At 39.4% G+C, this 16,388-nt stretch carries 16 protein-coding genes; 6 read left to right on the top strand and 10 right to left on the bottom strand.

Annotated features, from left to right (window positions below):
• Window positions 1-39 precede the first annotated feature (39 nt).
• Window positions 40-1,050, bottom strand: coding sequence for an alcohol dehydrogenase AdhP (gene adhP / locus B1F84_RS15790; RefSeq protein ID WP_131692030.1), 1,011 nt, complete (start codon window positions 1,048-1,050; stop codon window positions 40-42).
• 216 nt (window positions 1,051-1,266) lie between these two features.
• On the opposite strand from adhP, the gene B1F84_RS15795 reads away from it, so the two are divergent.
• Window positions 1,267-1,815: a MarR family transcriptional regulator gene (locus tag B1F84_RS15795; RefSeq protein ID WP_008111522.1), complete on the top strand. Its 549-nt coding sequence runs from the start codon at window positions 1,267-1,269 to the stop codon at window positions 1,813-1,815.
• 58 nt (window positions 1,816-1,873) lie between these two features.
• On the opposite strand, the gene B1F84_RS15800 is transcribed toward B1F84_RS15795, so the two are convergent.
• Both B1F84_RS15800 and B1F84_RS15805 read right to left on the bottom strand, forming a co-directional pair.
• The gene (locus tag B1F84_RS15800; RefSeq protein WP_131692031.1) at window positions 1,874-2,890 is read right to left on the bottom strand and encodes a lytic murein transglycosylase; all 1,017 of its coding nucleotides are present in this window, start codon (window positions 2,888-2,890) and stop codon (window positions 1,874-1,876) included.
• Window positions 2,883-3,164, bottom strand: a complete 282-nt coding sequence (locus B1F84_RS15805) for a YcgL domain-containing protein (protein ID WP_013463311.1) — start codon at window positions 3,162-3,164, stop codon at window positions 2,883-2,885. Before B1F84_RS15805 ends, B1F84_RS15800 begins: the two co-directional genes overlap by 8 nt.
• 156 nt (window positions 3,165-3,320) lie before the next feature.
• Between B1F84_RS15805 and minC the strand changes: the two genes are divergently transcribed.
• From minC to minE, 3 genes are read left to right on the top strand one after another with little or no spacing between them, the layout of a single operon-like run.
• Complete coding sequence (gene minC / locus B1F84_RS15810) at window positions 3,321-4,025, top strand: septum site-determining protein MinC (RefSeq protein ID WP_076920218.1); 705 nt, start codon at window positions 3,321-3,323, stop codon at window positions 4,023-4,025.
• Between the two features lie 5 nt (window positions 4,026-4,030).
• A complete protein-coding gene (gene minD / locus B1F84_RS15815; RefSeq protein WP_076920219.1) occupies window positions 4,031-4,840 on the top strand; it encodes a septum site-determining protein MinD in 810 nt (269 codons plus the stop codon).
• A 1-nt stretch (window position 4,841) separates the two neighbouring features.
• Window positions 4,842-5,105, top strand: a complete 264-nt coding sequence (minE, locus tag B1F84_RS15820) for a cell division topological specificity factor MinE (protein WP_008111532.1) — start codon at window positions 4,842-4,844, stop codon at window positions 5,103-5,105.
• Between the two features lie 53 nt (window positions 5,106-5,158).
• Here the strand turns inward: minE and rnd are convergent, their stop codons facing one another.
• The 3 genes from rnd to B1F84_RS15835 all read right to left on the bottom strand — a co-directional run bounded on the left by rnd (window position 5,159) and on the right by B1F84_RS15835 (window position 8,960).
• Window positions 5,159-6,289, bottom strand: coding sequence for a ribonuclease D (gene rnd / locus B1F84_RS15825; protein WP_131692032.1), 1,131 nt, complete (start codon window positions 6,287-6,289; stop codon window positions 5,159-5,161).
• A 51-nt stretch (window positions 6,290-6,340) separates the two neighbouring features.
• Window positions 6,341-7,993 (bottom strand): long-chain-fatty-acid--CoA ligase FadD, encoded by a 1,653-nt coding sequence (gene fadD / locus B1F84_RS15830; protein ID WP_008112636.1) that lies wholly within the window; start codon window positions 7,991-7,993, stop codon window positions 6,341-6,343.
• A gap of 115 nt (window positions 7,994-8,108) precedes the next feature.
• On the bottom strand, window positions 8,109-8,960 hold the full coding sequence (locus B1F84_RS15835) for an alpha/beta hydrolase (protein ID WP_131692033.1): 852 nt from the start codon (window positions 8,958-8,960) through the stop codon (window positions 8,109-8,111).
• Between the two features lie 412 nt (window positions 8,961-9,372).
• Here B1F84_RS15835 and B1F84_RS15840 point away from each other — a divergent pair, with 412 nt between their 5' ends.
• Both B1F84_RS15840 and B1F84_RS15845 read left to right on the top strand, forming a co-directional pair.
• Window positions 9,373-11,289, top strand: a complete 1,917-nt coding sequence (locus B1F84_RS15840; protein ID WP_076920222.1) for a methyl-accepting chemotaxis protein — start codon at window positions 9,373-9,375, stop codon at window positions 11,287-11,289.
• A 295-nt stretch (window positions 11,290-11,584) separates the two neighbouring features.
• The gene (locus tag B1F84_RS15845; protein ID WP_131692034.1) at window positions 11,585-12,874 is read left to right on the top strand and encodes an alkaline phosphatase; all 1,290 of its coding nucleotides are present in this window, start codon (window positions 11,585-11,587) and stop codon (window positions 12,872-12,874) included.
• 74 nt (window positions 12,875-12,948) lie between these two features.
• Here the strand turns inward: B1F84_RS15845 and B1F84_RS15850 are convergent, their stop codons facing one another.
• The 4 genes from B1F84_RS15850 to B1F84_RS15865 form a co-directional block, all read right to left on the bottom strand.
• The gene (locus tag B1F84_RS15850) at window positions 12,949-13,278 is read right to left on the bottom strand and encodes a hypothetical protein (protein ID WP_131692035.1); all 330 of its coding nucleotides are present in this window, start codon (window positions 13,276-13,278) and stop codon (window positions 12,949-12,951) included.
• 72 nt (window positions 13,279-13,350) lie between these two features.
• Window positions 13,351-14,052, bottom strand: a complete 702-nt coding sequence (tsaB, locus tag B1F84_RS15855) for a tRNA (adenosine(37)-N6)-threonylcarbamoyltransferase complex dimerization subunit type 1 TsaB (protein WP_131692036.1) — start codon at window positions 14,050-14,052, stop codon at window positions 13,351-13,353.
• A gap of 8 nt (window positions 14,053-14,060) precedes the next feature.
• Window positions 14,061-15,977, bottom strand: coding sequence for an ATP-dependent DNA helicase (locus tag B1F84_RS15860; protein WP_131692037.1), 1,917 nt, complete (start codon window positions 15,975-15,977; stop codon window positions 14,061-14,063).
• A gap of 128 nt (window positions 15,978-16,105) precedes the next feature.
• Window positions 16,106-16,336, bottom strand: a complete 231-nt coding sequence (locus B1F84_RS15865) for a hypothetical protein (RefSeq protein WP_008112623.1) — start codon at window positions 16,334-16,336, stop codon at window positions 16,106-16,108.
• Between the last annotated feature and the right edge of the window lie 52 nt (window positions 16,337-16,388).

Here is a 16,388-nt window from a genome sequence, read left to right on the forward strand (position 1 = left end):
TAAATTAAATTAAATTAAATTAAATTAAATTAAATTAAATTAAATTGTAACAACTATGCGGCCGTTTATTTCACCTTTAAGCATGTCATCAAAAATTTCATTAATATCTTCAAGTTTTTTCTCTTCAATGATGGCTTTTACTTTACCTTGTGCGGCAAATTCAAGGCATTCTTGTAAATCTTTACGCGTACCTACAATAGAACCTACTACTGATACACCATTCAGTACGGTGTCAAAAATTGGCAGCGGCATATCTTCAGGTGGCAAACCAACTAATACACATTTACCCCCACGGCGAACACTTTTATATGCTTGTTCAAACCCTGGTTTTGATACTGCGGTACAAACAACAGCATGCGCGCCACCTACTTGCTCAAAAATAGCTTCACTGGGCACCACTTCTTTAAAATCAAGTGTAATATCAGCACCTAACTCTTTAGCTAGCGCCATTTTCTGTTTGCCAGTATCAACAGCAATTACATTAAAGCCCATTGCTTTGGCGTATTGCACCGCTAAGTGCCCTAAACCACCCACACCCACAATAGCAACCCATTGACCTGGTTTAGCGCCAGACACTTTTAATGCTTTATACGTTGTTACGCCGGCACAAAATAACGGGGCAGCTTCAGCAAAACCTAAACCTTCCGGTATTTTGATGATGTAGTCACCATGTGCTAAACAATATTCTGCATACCCACCGTCAATAGAGTAACCAGTGTTATGTTGCGATAAACAAAGGGTTTCGCGTCCATCTAAACAAAACTCACAATGGCCACACGCACTGTAAAGCCATGGTACGCCTACTCTATCGCCCACTTCTAAGTGCTTAATATTACTGCCTAGTTTTTCTATTACGCCTACACCTTCATGCCCTGGTACCAATGGCATTTTTGGTTTTACTGGCCAATCACCATGACACGCATGTAAATCGGTGTGACACACACCACAAGCGGCTATTTTTACCAGCACATCGTTAGGACCTACTTCTGGGATAGGTAAATCGGTGATCGCTAACTTGCCTTTGTATTCTGTATTTATTGCTGCTTTCATAGTCATTCCATCGTTTATAAAAAATTATGCTATTTAACATGGGTGTTAAACAACAATGTCATGTTGCATACCCGCAACATACCTCACTATAAATGCTTAAATATTAATCTATATCAATCATTAGTCGTAAAACGTAGTTTTTTATCCCAGCTTAAGTCTTGCCATACTTAACCAGCGTGCTAGCATAGATTTCATTTATTTTTGAAACTTGTAACAATGACATTATCAGAAAAAAACTTTGCCTTTGTAATGCATTGTGGTGAGATGGGCAGCCGCTGGGGATTTAACCGCACCATTGGCCAAATGTGTGGATTATTGATTATTACTAAAGACCCCATGACAGCAAACCAAATTGCCGAGGCACTGAGTATCTCGCGCGGCAACGTCAGCATGGGAATTAAAGAGTTACAATCTTGGCAGCTGATCAAAGTAATGCATATCCCAGGGGATCGAAAAGAGTACTATGCCCCTGCAGGCGATATTTGGGATATGGCAAATCGCGTATTTGAAGAGCGCAAAAAGCGTGAAGTTGAGCCTACACTGAGCTTACTTAGAGATAATTTACTGGACGAAGCAAGTAACGACGATGAAATCTATGCTCAAAAGCAAATGGGCGAAATCCATAACCTACTTGAAACAGTGACTAAATGGTCGTCAGAATTACAACGTTTAACCCCGGAGCAGCTTAACAAACTAATGAAGCTAGGTTCAGGGATTGGCAAAGTCATTGACCTAAAAGATAAAATATTTAAAAAAGAAATTTAGTCGATATCTCACCCACAAAAAAGCCGCAATTTGCGGCTTTTTTGTTATTCACTTTAGCTTAAATTTTTGGGTAAGCTATTCTGTCTGACAAATAGCCCACGCTGGTTGCAAAGTAATATGACCGATTCCAATGCATAAATACCTTGTAGTTATCGTATGCTAAATACATGCGCCCGTTTACATCATCAGGCATCACTAATGCAGCATCTACAGCAACATTTGGTAAATCGCTGCCATCAGCACGACGAACCCCCAATGCTTGCCAATCAGCGAGTGAACGCTCTGAATTGTTCCAATATTCAAGCCATTGCTTACGTGTTTTAGTACCGCGCTTTAATATATATTGTTTATCAAAATCAGCAGGTAATTGAACTTGGCGACCCCAAGTTAAGTTGTCATTCCAGCCCTCTTGCTTTAAATAATTAGCAATAGAGGCAAACGCATCTTCTTTTGTTGTCCAAATATCTTTGCGGCCATCATTGTTATAATCAACGGCATAGGCATTAAATGAGGTTGGCATAAATTGAGTTTGCCCCATTGCCCCTGCCCATGAGCCTTTAAATTTATCAAGCGTGATATGCCCCGACTTTAATATATCCAGTGCTGCCCACAATTGGCGTTTGTATAACGCTTCACGGCGTCCATCAAATGCCAGTGTTACCAATGAAGAAATCACGTTGTGGCCACCTTGAATAGCACCAAAGTTACTTTCTAAGCCCCAAATAGCCACTATAAAGCGTGCTTGAACACCAAAGTCTTTTGCAACCTTCTCTAAAACGTCTTGGTTTTCTTTATACAATTTACGCGCGCGATCAATTTTCCATTGCGGCACACGTTTTGGTAAATATGTTTCCAGTGTTTCTTTTACTTCTGGCTGATTTTTATCCGCAGAAATCACTTTTTCTTTGTAAGCAGCGCTAGCAAATGCTTGCTCAATTAACTGAGTGTCGTAGCCTTTAGCTATTGCCTCTTGCTTTAAATTAGTAAGGTATTGTTGAAACTCAGCTTGGGTTTTTGCCATCACCGATGAGCTTAAACAGATACCACACAGTACAACTGCTAATTTTTTAATCACTATCTGCTCCATTTTGTTTTCTTAATTGACTTAGTAAGTTTTCCTCTGGTGGCGGAATTTGTAAATAATAGCCTTGGTCGCTAAGCGACTGTTTTAAAGTGTCTAAATCCGCTACGCCTAATTGAGTACGCTTAGCTAAGTTAATGATCATCACATACTGTGGTTGACCAAACATGGCCATTAAAGGTTCCGGAACTTTACTAAAATCGTCTCTTTTTTCAATAAATAAGAAAGTATCTGCTTTTTTCTTACTTTTATATACCGCAGTTAGCATTATGGCCCTATAAAATCTTGCTTAACAGTGCTACACACTATAACATGGCAATAATAATAAGTTATAAAAATTAGAGTGAAAACTACAATAAACGCCTTGTTCAGCCTAGGTTTATATAAAAATTTCACACTAATCAGACAATCCAGTTGAGCATCTATGTCGGACCAAATTTTTGAGCTAAAGGGCAATCTTTTTACCTTATCAGTTTTACATCTTTATAGTACTGATATCCCCCTTTTAGCAGAACAACTGTATATAAAAATAGCCCAAGCCCCAAAATTCTTTGAGGGTGCCCCCATTGTTGTCAATTTAATTGAAGTAAAAAATAATCCTATTGATTTTGTTCACTTAAAATCACTCATCGAACGAATGAGTTTTAATGCTGTGGGTGTATGTAATGGTTCTGATGAGCAGCACAAACAAGCGAAAGCTGCTGGTTTATCTGTTTTAAACTATTCACAAGACGTTAAGACTGAACCCGCAAGAGTAGAGCCTAATACGTCAGTGGTTGAAAAAACCGTATATTTACCAGCACAAATTATTAATGGTGCGGTTCGCTCAGGCCAACAAGTTTATGCCAAAGATCGCGATTTGGTGGTGTTAGGCGCAGTAAGCCATGGTGCAGAAGTAATTGCTGATGGCAATGTACATATTTATGGAACCCTACGCGGCCGTGCAATTGCCGGTGCAAAAGGGCTCGAAAACGCATACATTTTTTGTAATAAATTAGAAGCAGAACTCGTTTCAATCAATGGTAATTACTGGATCAGTGACTCACTGCAAGGTGAACACTGGGGTAACGCAGTTCAAATACAACAAAAAAATGAATCTTTAGAAATTTCAGCTTTGGTTAAAGGATAAATCTCATGGCAAAAATAATTGTCGTTACCTCGGGTAAAGGGGGTGTTGGTAAAACAACATCAAGCGCAGCAATTGGTACAGGCTTAGCATTAAAAGGCTATAAGACTGTTATCATCGATTTTGATATCGGCCTACGAAACTTAGACCTTATTATGGGTTGTGAACGTCGCGTAGTGTATGACTTTGTCAATGTGATCAATGGTGAAGCCAACCTTAACCAAGCACTTATAAAAGACAAACGTGTAGAGAAGTTATTTTTACTTCCTGCATCGCAAACACGCGATAAAGACGCATTGACACGTGAAGGCGTTGAACGTGTTCTAAACGAGTTAAAAGAAGACTTTGACTACATAGTCTGTGATTCTCCCGCGGGTATTGAAGCCGGTGCCATGATGGCCATGTACTTCGCTGATGAAGCGATTGTAACTACCAACCCAGAAGTATCGTCTGTACGAGACTCTGACCGTATACTAGGTATTTTACACAGTAAATCTAAACGCGCCGAAGAAGGTTTGGAAAACATTAAAGAGCATTTGCTAATAACACGCTATAATCCAGATCGTGTATCAAAAGGTGAAATGCTATCTGTTGAAGATATCCAGGACATTCTAGCCATCGACTTGCTAGGTGTCATTCCTGAATCTCAAGCAGTACTTAGTGCATCAAACTCTGGACAACCCGTTATTCTTGATAGCGAATCAGACGCAGGCCAAGCTTATGCTGATGCGATCAGTCGTTTATTAGGCGAAACAGTTGAATTTAGATTTTTAGATGTAGAGAAAAAGGGTTTATTCAAACGGATATTTGGAGGTTAATGTGTCTTTACTTGACTACTTCCGCTCAGAAAAGAAAAACAGTGCGTCATTAGCAAAAGAGCGATTGCAGATCATTGTCGCGCACGAACGTTCTCAGCGAGGCACACCTGATTACTTGCCACAATTAAAGCAAGATATATTAGATGTCATTCGTAAGTACGTAAATGTAGGCGCTGATGCAGTTCAAGTTCAGTTTGATCAAAATGAAGACGATTTAGCCGTTCTAGAGCTCAATGTCACATTACCTGACGAAGAAAAGAAATAAAAACAAGGGCGCTAAGCGCCCTTTTTATTTGTTTGTAATTCGCCTATTAGGCTTTAATTATCCCACTCTTTAAGCGCATCTTTAACAAAATCATATCGCCATGAGCTCAGTAAATCTGGCTTTATGTGCTTTGATTTTTGCTCATCAGTTAACTTCCAGTTCCAACTTATAAGCTGATTCACTTGCTTTTTCGAGGCCATAACGTCTTCAGGTATGTTGTGCTCTTTAGCTACTTTAGTAATTTTTTGTTTAATTTCTTTTGCTACTTTTTTGTAAGTAGGAAAATCAATTAAGCGCTTTAGTACCTGTGGGTGCTGCTCAGCTGGAACAGCTTTAGCTTGCTCAATACACTTTAAAATTTCCACCCCAGAACGGTTTACTTCAATGGGCTCGACACCTGGAATTTGTCTTAGAGCATTTAAACTTGACGGGCCTCGTTTAGCGATTTCTGTCATATTGTGCTCTTTAAGAACGAAATTAAGCGCGAGATTTTTACGAATTGCTTTATTTCTTCGCCACACGGCTAACTCTTTAAGTACCGCTAACTCATGCGGCTTAAGCTGCCATGCATTTTTGATCTCTTTATAAAGCAGTTCATCTGGTGTTTGAAAAGCTCGCTTGTTTGCCACTAATTCACTTTCATTAATAACGATATCGAATAAATCGGCCGCTTTAATGCTGTCTATAATTAACTCAAAACAAGGCAGTAAATGAAACGTATCAGCCGCTGCGTATTCAAGCTGCTTTTGAGTAAGAGGTCGTTGTAACCAATTAGTGCGTGATTCACTTTTATCAATGTCGATATTCAATAAGGTTTTTACCATTAGGGCAAATCCCATGCAGTTACCTTCACCTAGTAGTTGAAGTGCAAACTGGGTATCGAATAAGGGATAGGGAACAAACCCCGCATACTTTTGAAAAACTTCAATATCTTCTGAGGGAGAATGAAGTACTTTTAGCACTTTCGGATCTTTAAGTATTTGCCAAAAATCAAACAAGGAAAGCTCTGCAAGCGGGTCGATAAGTGCTAAGTGTTCGCCATCATAAACTTGAATTAGTGCAACTTCGGGATACAAAGTACGGCGGCGCATAAACTCGGTATCAATAGCAAGAATGGGTTTGTTTTTTATTTGTTCTACAAACGTATTTAGCTCATTTTGGGTTTGGATCAATTGGTAGTGCACTGAGTCTCCTACAAATAAAAAAGCCGACTAATGTCGGCTTTTTTATAGTTGCTAATCTTTTAAGGCTCTTCTGAGAATTTTACCCACGTTAGTTTTGGGTAACTCATCCTTAAACTCAACGAGTTTAGGAACCTTGTAATTAGTTAAATTATCACGACAATGTTTTATTATATCTTTTTCAGTTAAAGAAGGGTCTTTTTTCACAACAAAAACTTTAACTTGTTCACCGCTAATGTCATGAGGAATACCAATTGCGGCAACTTCTAATACACCTTCGTGCATCGCAACCACTTCTTCAATCTCATTTGGGAATACATTAAAGCCTGAAACAATAATCATGTCTTTTTTACGGTCAACAATATAGAAGAAGCCTTCATCATCGTATGTCGCAATATCACCTGTTGCAAACCAGCCATCTTTTAAACATTCGGCGGTTGCGTCTGGGCGGTTATAATAACCAAGCATTACTTGCGGGCCTTTAACCCACAATTCACCTGGCTCACCTTTAGCCGCTTCTTCACCATTATCAAGCATTAATTTAATATCTGTACTTGGTGCAGGTAAACCAATAGAGCCATTATAAGCCTCTAAATCGTACGGGCTAATTGTAACTAATGGCGAACATTCTGTCAGGCCATAGCCTTCCATTAACTTACTGTTAGTGACCTTCTGCCATTTTTCTGCAACAGGGCGTTGAACAGCCATACCGCCACCCAATGACATTTTAAGGTGACTAAAGTCAAGTTCAGAGAAACCCGGAGTATTTAATAAGCCATTAAATAGAGTATTAACACCTGTAATAGCAGTAAATTTATGCTGACTAAGCTCTTTTACAAACCCTGGCATATCACGTGGATTAGTAATTAAAACGTTTAAGCCACCATATTTCATAAATGCTAAACAGTTCGCCGTTAATGCAAATATATGATAAAGCGGAAGCGCAGTAATAACCACTTCACTACCACGGTCAAGCACGTTATCTAAACAACCAGATACTTGCTCAAGGTTACCCACCATATTGCCATGGCTTAACATAGCGCCTTTTGACACACCGGTAGTTCCACCCGTGTACTGTAAAAAAGCTAAGTCGCTTAGGTTTACGTCTGGGCGTTTGTAACCGTTTGGATCTGCTTTTAATAAATCGCAGAAGTTAATCGTGTTTGGCAACGTGTAGTTCGGCACCATTTTTTTGAAATGCTTAACGACAAAATTAACTAAATGCTTTTTAAGGCCGCCCATCATGTCACCCACTTGTGTAACTACAATGTGTTTCACGTCGGTGTTAGGCAGCGCTTTTTCAAGCGTTACAGCAAAGTTAGCCAGTATAAATATTGCTGATGTTTCAGAGTCTTTCAACTGGTGCTCTAGCTCGCGTACGGTGTAAAGTGGGTTAACGTTAACCACCACGCACCCTGCACGCAAAATACCTAAGATAGCAATAGGGGTTTGCAACAAGTTAGGCATCATCACAGCGACTTTATCGCCTTTTTTTAACCCTAAATCGTTTTGAATATAGGCGGCAACGCGTTTTGTTGCAGCATCTATATCGTTGTAAGACAATGTTTTACCCATATTTGTAAATGCAGGTAAATCTTTGTATTCATTAAAACTTTTTTCAAACACTTCGAGTAACGAGTTGTAGTGCTCAGGATCGATTGTTTCAGGCATACCTTCTGGGTAGCGCTTAAGCCAGATTTTTTCCACTCTTAGCCCCTGTTTATAATTATATTTTTATTAACCTTAATCTAAGTAAGGCACTTTCACAATTGAGCAAATACTCTAATCTAGAGATAATCCCACATTTATCGCTAATATACAATTAACATGCACTACTTTGCAGCATAAATGCTTGAATGTGTTCAAAACATAGCCCACTGCTTTGCATATGGCAGTGATGCCCGCCAGGCACTTCTAATACTCTCAAGTTATTGTAATAATTACTATACTTATCTAAGTTTTGTTTTACAAATGGATAACCTTTATCACCTAATATTAATTGACATGGTGCAATTAATTCTTTTATTGCACCAATACATTGCGCTTCATCAAATCGAAAACCTGAGTGATTTTTAAGCTTAGGGTCAGTCGTTAACTCAAACCCACTGTGCATTTGTTTTATGTTTCTGTCCATTAACAGCGCAATTAGTTCATCATTTAAATCTGTTGTTTTTGAACGTGCTTGATAAATTTGCTGCTTTGACGTGTATATCCTCGGTTTTTTAGTGGTTATCCGTGCTCGGTTAAGTATGGCACTTCTTAGCTGCGAAGCGACTTCATCTGCTTGGGTTGTAACGCAACCTATTCCTTCAATAAAAGAAACGGATTTAACATATTCGCTGAAACAACTTGCAAATAAACCCGCGACCATCGCCCCCATTGAATGCCCTACCAAATGTACTTTTTTTATATTAAGCGCATTAATGAAGGCGTAAACATCATCTACATAATCTATAAAATAATAGTGAGCTTGCGTGCTTCGCCAAGATGACAGACCATGCCCTGCAAAATCAATGCAATACCATGTTTGATTTGAGGGTACATTAGTAAGCATAGGCGCAAAACTGGCACTGTTATCTAACCAACCATGAAGCGCGATAACAATCTCTTCACCGTCTCCAAATTTAAGGCCATGTATATCTAAGTCATTAGCTTTGACAGAAAATGGTTGCAATTATTACCTCTATTTAAATTATTTTAACACGCAAAAAGTAGTTATTTTGAATGACCTTTTCGAATTTAAAAACAAAAAATCAACCCTAAAGAATTAAAAGAAAGACAAAACGAGAGTTATTTGTTTATTTTACATTGTAAACATAATGCAACTTTAAATGCACAAAAGATAACCAAGTAACACCGATATAAACAAAGATTTAGCTGTATGTTATTCATACAAAATAAATGCGTTTTTATACTACAATTTCTTTGATATCTATTAATATTAATCTAAACTTAACGAATAACTTCAATGTATCTGCAAAAAATACCAGCCAAACACTATGAAAGGATTCTATGCGTTTATCAATAAAATAATTGTACTCATATTTGTATTTTTAAGTGCAAATTAAAATCTATAAGGTTTAATCGTGTTTAGAAACTTTACCATCGGCTCTCGTCTATCTGTTGGTTTTACAACCCTCGTAACGATAACTGTCATCATTATGTCAGCGTTTTACTTGATCAATTCCAACCAACTGAGTAGTGAAGCGGAAAAACGTGAAATGCAAAGTATTTATGATGCTGTCACCTCACAAATTAACAACCAAGCAATGTCAGCGCAAGCAATGAGTGCAATGATTGCCAGCCAGCCATCTATTAAAGAGGCCTTTGCTAGAGGTGACAGAGAGCTGCTTAGCAAACAATTGCTACCGGTTTTTAATATCCTGAATGAGCAATATGGGGTCGAACAGTTTCAATTTCACACAGCTCCTGCTACCTCTTTTTTACGCTTACACGATCCTAAAAAGTACGGAGATGATTTATCATCTAAGCGAAGTACCATTGTGGAAGTGAACCGTAAACGTCAGCCAGTCAATGGCGTTGAAGAAGGTGTTAGTGGTCTGGGAATAAGAGGTTTAGTGCCGGTAAATGCAGATGGTAAACACGTAGGATCAATTGAATTTGGTATTGATTTATCACAAAATTTTGTTGAACAATTTAGCACGGCTTTTGGTTCAAATGTAGATATTGCAATTCATACTATAAAAAACAGAACGCCAAAACTGCTTGCTTCATCATTAACTGAAAAAACGCTTATCTCAAGAAATGAGATCCTTGCTGCTTGGGATGGTAATACGGTACTAGGTCATCACAACAGTTCATCAAAACCATTAGCGACCCTTGCTAAAAGTATTAACGACTATTCAGGTAAACCCGTTGCGGTAGTTGAAATCGCGATGAACCGCAGCTTTTACGCTAATTCGGCAGCAAACACCCGCAATTTTGTGATAGTTATTGCTATTGTTGCCATAGCGCTTGCGGTGTTAATTGCTTATGGCTTATCACAAACTATTATTAGACCACTTCGCTCTACGCTTACCTCCCTTAAAGATATTTCTGAAGGTGAAGGTGATTTAACTCGCAGACTCGATGAAACAGGGCAAGATGAACTCAGCGAACTAGCTTACAGATATAACCTGTTCATTTCTAAAATTCAGGAACTTGTTCAGCAGGTTGCAGATTCAACAAACCAAATGGCCGCTGCAACAGAAGAGCTTACCGCTGTTGCCAACGAAACCCGTCAAGGTGTAGTAACTCAGCGCGACCAAACGACACAAGTTGCAACAGCAATGACAGAAATGGCAGCGTCTATTCAAGAAATTGCTGGCAATACGCACAGTGCTGCAAGTAGCGCACAAACAACCAATGCAATTGCAGTAGAAGGTAATCGCTCCGTTGAGCGAAGTGTTAATGCGATAAACTCATTAGCCAATGAAGTTGAGCAAGCTTCGCAAACTATTCGGAATTTACAAGAGCAAAGCGGAAGTATTGAAAAAGTACTGGAAGTAATTAGAAATATTGCCGAGCAAACAAACTTGCTAGCACTAAATGCTGCTATTGAAGCTGCGCGTGCGGGTGAAGCTGGTCGAGGCTTTGCTGTAGTAGCCGACGAAGTACGTAACTTAGCGCAACGCACTCAGCAATCTACCGGTGAAATTGAACAAATGGTTGCCAACATTCAAACTGGGACTCAAGATGCTGTGGATGCAATGGAACGCAGTAGCACGAAGAGCAATGATTCGGTTACTGAAATAACGGGAACGCAAACCTCATTGAGTGAAATTAACCTTGCTGTTGAGGGAATTCACGACATGAACATTCAAGTCTCTGCCGCAGTTGAGCAACAATCACTGGCCGCAGAAGAAGTAAACCGCAGTATCACTCGCATTAATGATATTGCCGAACAAAGTGGTCAATCTGTTGAACAAACAGCACAAGCCTGCAGCGAGCTTGCTCAATTAGCCAGTGGGCTTCAAGTAATGGTGTCGCGCTTTAAAGTTTAACACCTACTTAACTTGCCTTGGGTGAAAGGTTCACTCAAGGCTGTATTACTATACCCCCTATTTGCAAACTCAGTTCAATTCCTTAAACTAATTTAGCGTACCTATTATATTGATATATCAGTAAATAATTATTTTATAGGGTAATTCATGTCGCTAATATGGAAGTATTAAGCTAAAAATAGTCAAAACCTCATACAAAACTCATTAATCATCATATATTCATTTATTTATCTTGCTATCTGTATACAATAATAGCGCTATTAAATAAAACAAGTACACTTAAAGGGTACACACAATGAAAAAACAGTTCGGATTATTAGCGCTTTTATGTACAACAACAGGAGCTTTCGCTCAAACAGCGCCTAAAAATGTTATTTATATGATTGGTGATGGCATGGGTCCCGCTTTCACAACTGCTTATCGATACTACAAAGACGACCCAACAACAAAAGAAATAGAAAACACCGTTTTCGATACCATGCTAAAAGGTATGGCACATACTTATCCTGACGACCATACGTACGTAACCGACAGCGCAGCGGGTGCAACAGCACTAAGTAGCGGTCATAAAAGTTATAATGGCGCAATTGCTGTTGATACAGCTAAAAAACCAGTTAAAACAATGCTAGAAATTGCAAAAGAGCAAGGAATGACAACAGCATTAGTGGCTACCTCACAAATAAACCATGCAACACCAGCAAGCTTTGCCGCACATAATGAATCAAGAAGAAACTACGATGATATTGCCAATGATTACATTGACAATAAAGTTGCAGGTAAATTACCAGTTGATTTAATGTTAGGCGGTGGTACTCAGTACTTTATTCGTGATGACAGAAACTTAGTTGACGAGTTTAAACAAGCTGGTTATCAATACGGCGATGATTTTAAAAACCTTGGTCAAATCACTCAAGTGCCTGCTATAGGTTTATATGCACCTAAAGGCTTACCATTTGCTCTTGATGAAAACCCAACAAGATTAAAGCAGTTAACTGCTAAAGCGTTTGATTTGCTTGATGGGCAAAATGATAAAGGCTTTTTTGTGATGATTGAAGGCAGCCAAATTGATTGGTGTGGCCACGCGAATGATATTGCCTGTGCAATGGCTGAAATGGACGATTTTGCTAAATCAATCGAAACGGCTAAAGCTTATGTAGATAACAACCCAGACACTATTTTAGTGATCACAGCTGATCACTCAACAGGCGGTTTAACTATTGGTGCACATGGCCAATATAAATGGGAAACAGATATCATCAAAGGTGTTAAAGCCACTGCAGGTACGTTGACTAATTTATTAATGGAGTCAGATAACCTTAAAACGGTTTGGCAGGCTAATACCAGTATTGAATTTACAGCTGAAAACGAAATTAAACTTAAGCAAGCCAAAGCTATGGGTGAGAAAACCCTAAACTTGGCCGTTAAAAGCATTATTAATGACTTAAGTTTTACTGGCTGGACAACGGGCGGTCACACAGCGTCTGATGTACAAGTATTTGCCTATGGCAAAAATAGCGATGACTTTGTTGGCTCTCAAAATAATACCGATATAGCTAAAAAATTGATTGGTTATATAGAAAAATAATCTCAGTAATGAAAATAAAAAGCCCGAATGATTCATTCGGGCTTTTTTATTTGCTGATTTTTATCAGGTTTTAACTAGGCGTATATATCAACACCAATTAAACTTTGAACTTCAGCTCTTCGCTCTAAATTAGCAAACTCAGTATAAGTCGAAATCGCTTTGCTTACTTGGGCACTGGGTTGATCGTAAATAGTTTGGCTGTATTGGGTGTCTTTGCTGCTCGCTTTTGTAAACTCTTTTGCAAGTTCAAGCCCTTCTGGGCTGCTTTTGACATAATCGGTATTAGTTTTTTGTGGTTTGGCTTGCTCTAGTACTCGTTCAGGCTGCGCCGGAACTACCGAAGTAGAACGCACCTTAGCAGGTATATCACCTGTAAAAAAACCAGAACTTATAGGTAGCGACACAGCGCTTCTCCAACCAACAACATAATTAAATTATGATTTAAAATCGCTTAATTTGCAAACAACCGTGTTTGTTTATTCACGGCCCGGTAATTTTTTCCATGTTACCGTGTCACGCACATACTTTGGTTGTGCATCACTGGCTTTTACACCCTTACCAGCAAGATACTGCGCCTCTACTAGGGCCAGCATATAGTGTGCATCCGGTAAGGTTATTGCTGGCTGTATGGTTACATTATTAAATGCTGTTAATGCGTCAGGGTAACTTTTAAACCCAGTCCCTACGGCTGCAGCATCGATGTTTATATCTATCAAGGTTGCATCTAACAATTCAGGTTTGAATACTCGCTCTTCGCCTTTAAGTGTCATCAATCCATCTTTTGCGTGGTACTGAGCAAAATATATTTCTCCCATACGCGCATCAATACTAGAATAAACTACGTCAGCACCAAACTGTTCTAATGCCTGCTGTGCCATGACTGCTAAAGTAGATACCCCAACTAATGGTAAATTAGTTGAATATGCAAGACCTTGGGCAATGGCTACGCTAATACGAACGCCGGTGAAACTTCCAGGACCTTGGCCAAATCCTATTACGTCTAAATCTTTTAATTTACAGCCGGCTTTACCAAGTAGCTCATCAATAAGTGGCAGTATTTTTTGACTATGTTGCTGTGGACACTCTTCAAAATGATGAAATGTTTTACCCTGATAATGCAAAACAATTGATAATGCCTCAGTAGAAGCGTCTAGGGCGAGAATATTACTTTTGATCATTTTTGTACTCAATTAATATGTTTTAAAAATGTATTGGCATCTTCTAAGCTTCGTGTACGGCGCATTGGCGGTAAACTCTTTAAAAATACTTGTCCGTATTGGCGTGTAACTAAGCGATTATCGCAAATCACTAGCACGCCTTTATCTTTGTTGTCTCTTATTAAGCGACCTACCCCCTGCTTTAATGCAATCACTGCTTGGGGTAATTGAATATGTGCAAACGGGTCTTTGCCTTGCATTTGGCAATCTTGCATTTTAGCTTGTAGTAAAGGATCATCAGGGGCAGCAAACGGTAGCTTATCAATAATAACACAGCTTAAGGTACTGCCTCGTACATCAACCCCTTCCCAAAATGACGCGGTCCCCAGTAATACCGCATTACCATGGCGAGTAAATTTTTCTAATATAATGCGTTTAGACATTTGCCCTTGCATATAAACTGGGTAGTCCATTTGCGTCGTTAAGCCCTCAGCCACTAAATGCATCATACGGTAACTGGTAAATAACACAAAACAGCGCCCCTTAGCCGACTTTATGAGCTCTAAAGTCAGTTTTACAATAGCATGGGGCATATTATCTTCATGCGATTGAGGTAAATAACGAGGTAAGCACAGCAACGCCTGATTGGCATAATCAAACGGGCTATCAACCATCATACTTTGCTTTGGCTTTAAGCCAAGGCTTGCATTAAAGTGGCTCAGTTCATTGTCGACCGATAACGTGGCGGAGGTAAATACAAACCCCGCACCAGATTCTTTCATCATCAATGCAAATTTTGCCGATACGTTTAATGGCGTTATATTGATTGTTAAATAGCGCCTCGTGGTTTCGTACCAGTAACTAAACCCTGTTTGGGCGGTATCGAATACGCGCTCTAACTGGCCTTTAAAAGCCAAAACTCGTTCAAACGGATGTTCTATTTTATCGCTGCGCTCTAAGCATAACTTTAAAACCTGATACACAAACTCTAAATCACTTATTACACGGTGTAATGCCGAGCAAATAAGCTTATTACTGAGCTTTTCGCGCCAATCGCCTCGGCTACCATCAACTCCAAACTGCAACCTTAAATCAGCGACACTGGTTTCCAGTTTATTTAAACTTTTGCCTAATTGCAGCATGTCTGGAATTTCAGCGCGGTAAATGGCGCGCAAATCGTTAATTAAATCCACCAGCTTTTTGGTGCTCATGGTTTCGCCAAAATAGTCGCTGGCAATTTCGCTTAATTGGTGAGCTTCATCAAATATGTAGGCATCAGCATTGGGCATCAGCTCTGCAAAACCTGATTCTTTTACCGCCATATCGGCAAAAAATAAATGGTGATTAATTACCACAACATCGGCATCAGCCGCTTTTAAACGTGCTTTGCGAATATAGCATTCTTGAAAGTCAGGGCATTCTTTGCCTAAGCAATTATCAGCGGTTGAGCTTACATAAGGTAGCACTTTGGCGTCTTCTTCAATACCAATACAATCGGCAAGATCACCGCTGTGGGTCTCACTGGCAAACTTTGCAACCATAGCAAGCTGATGCATAACATCCGGGTCGTCTGTGGGTACGTGTGCCACATGCTGAGTTAGTCGATATGTACACAAGTAATTGGCACGCCCTTTTAACAAGGCCGTTTTTTTCGCTGCACCTAAGGCTTTTACTAATACCGGTAAATCACGGTGATAAAGCTGCTCTTGCAGTGCTTTAGAACCGGTTGAGATAATGGTTTTACCTTTAGATTTAAGTGCGGGGGCTAAATAGGCAAAGGTTTTACCTGTGCCAGTACCTGCCTCAACAACAAGTTGAGCTCGGGTTTGTAATGCATCATCAACAGCCACCGCCATATCGATTTGAGGCTGGCGTGGTGTGTATCCATCTATTGATAAAGCCAAAGGCCCGGTCGCACTAAACAGCTGTTTGATAATACCAATCACTATGTAAAAAATAATAGCGGGATTTTACGTAAGCCCAGAGCCAAGAGCAAGTAATGCCGTGATTAATCAGTCCCCCTCTACATTGAGAAGAATATTTAACACGCAGTGGGAGGTTTACTTTTATTAATCTAAGCCCAAGTATCTAAATGAGGCTTGTCGTCATCTTCTGCGTTGCTATTGCTCGATTTTTTTTGGTCGAACGATGCTTTTTTTTGTTTTTCTATCTCTTTCTTTTTGCGCTCTTCAAGTTCAACTTGCTTCGCCCTAGCGCTTTGTTGCACCCCTGCAATATGAAAAGCACCTTTAGATTCAAGCGCTAAACGGGTAATAGGCCCTAAATAGGGGATCATTATATCCATGTGTGACTCCAGCAGGTTGCGCGTTATTTAATCACTATAAGACTGTTGATAA

The organism is Pseudoalteromonas sp. DL-6 (assembly GCF_004328665.1).
In the GTDB taxonomy this organism is placed as follows: Bacteria; Pseudomonadota; Gammaproteobacteria; order Enterobacterales; family Alteromonadaceae; genus Pseudoalteromonas.

Excerpts from the sequence above, each read along its gene's own strand:
- adhP (WP_131692030.1), bottom strand. The coding sequence starts at position 1,050 with ATGAAAGCAGCAATAAATACAGAATACAAAGGCAAGTTAGCGATCACC.
- B1F84_RS15795 (WP_008111522.1), top strand. The coding sequence starts at position 1,267 with ATGACATTATCAGAAAAAAACTTTGCCTTTGTAATGCATTGTGGTGAG.
- B1F84_RS15805 (WP_013463311.1), bottom strand. The coding sequence starts at position 3,164 with ATGCTAACTGCGGTATATAAAAGTAAGAAAAAAGCAGATACTTTCTTA.
- minC (WP_076920218.1), top strand. The coding sequence starts at position 3,321 with ATGTCGGACCAAATTTTTGAGCTAAAGGGCAATCTTTTTACCTTATCA.
- minD (WP_076920219.1), top strand. The coding sequence starts at position 4,031 with ATGGCAAAAATAATTGTCGTTACCTCGGGTAAAGGGGGTGTTGGTAAA.
- B1F84_RS15845 (WP_131692034.1), top strand. The coding sequence starts at position 11,585 with ATGAAAAAACAGTTCGGATTATTAGCGCTTTTATGTACAACAACAGGA.
- tsaB (WP_131692036.1), bottom strand. The coding sequence starts at position 14,052 with ATGATCAAAAGTAATATTCTCGCCCTAGACGCTTCTACTGAGGCATTA.
- B1F84_RS15865 (WP_008112623.1), bottom strand. The coding sequence starts at position 16,336 with ATGGATATAATGATCCCCTATTTAGGGCCTATTACCCGTTTAGCGCTT.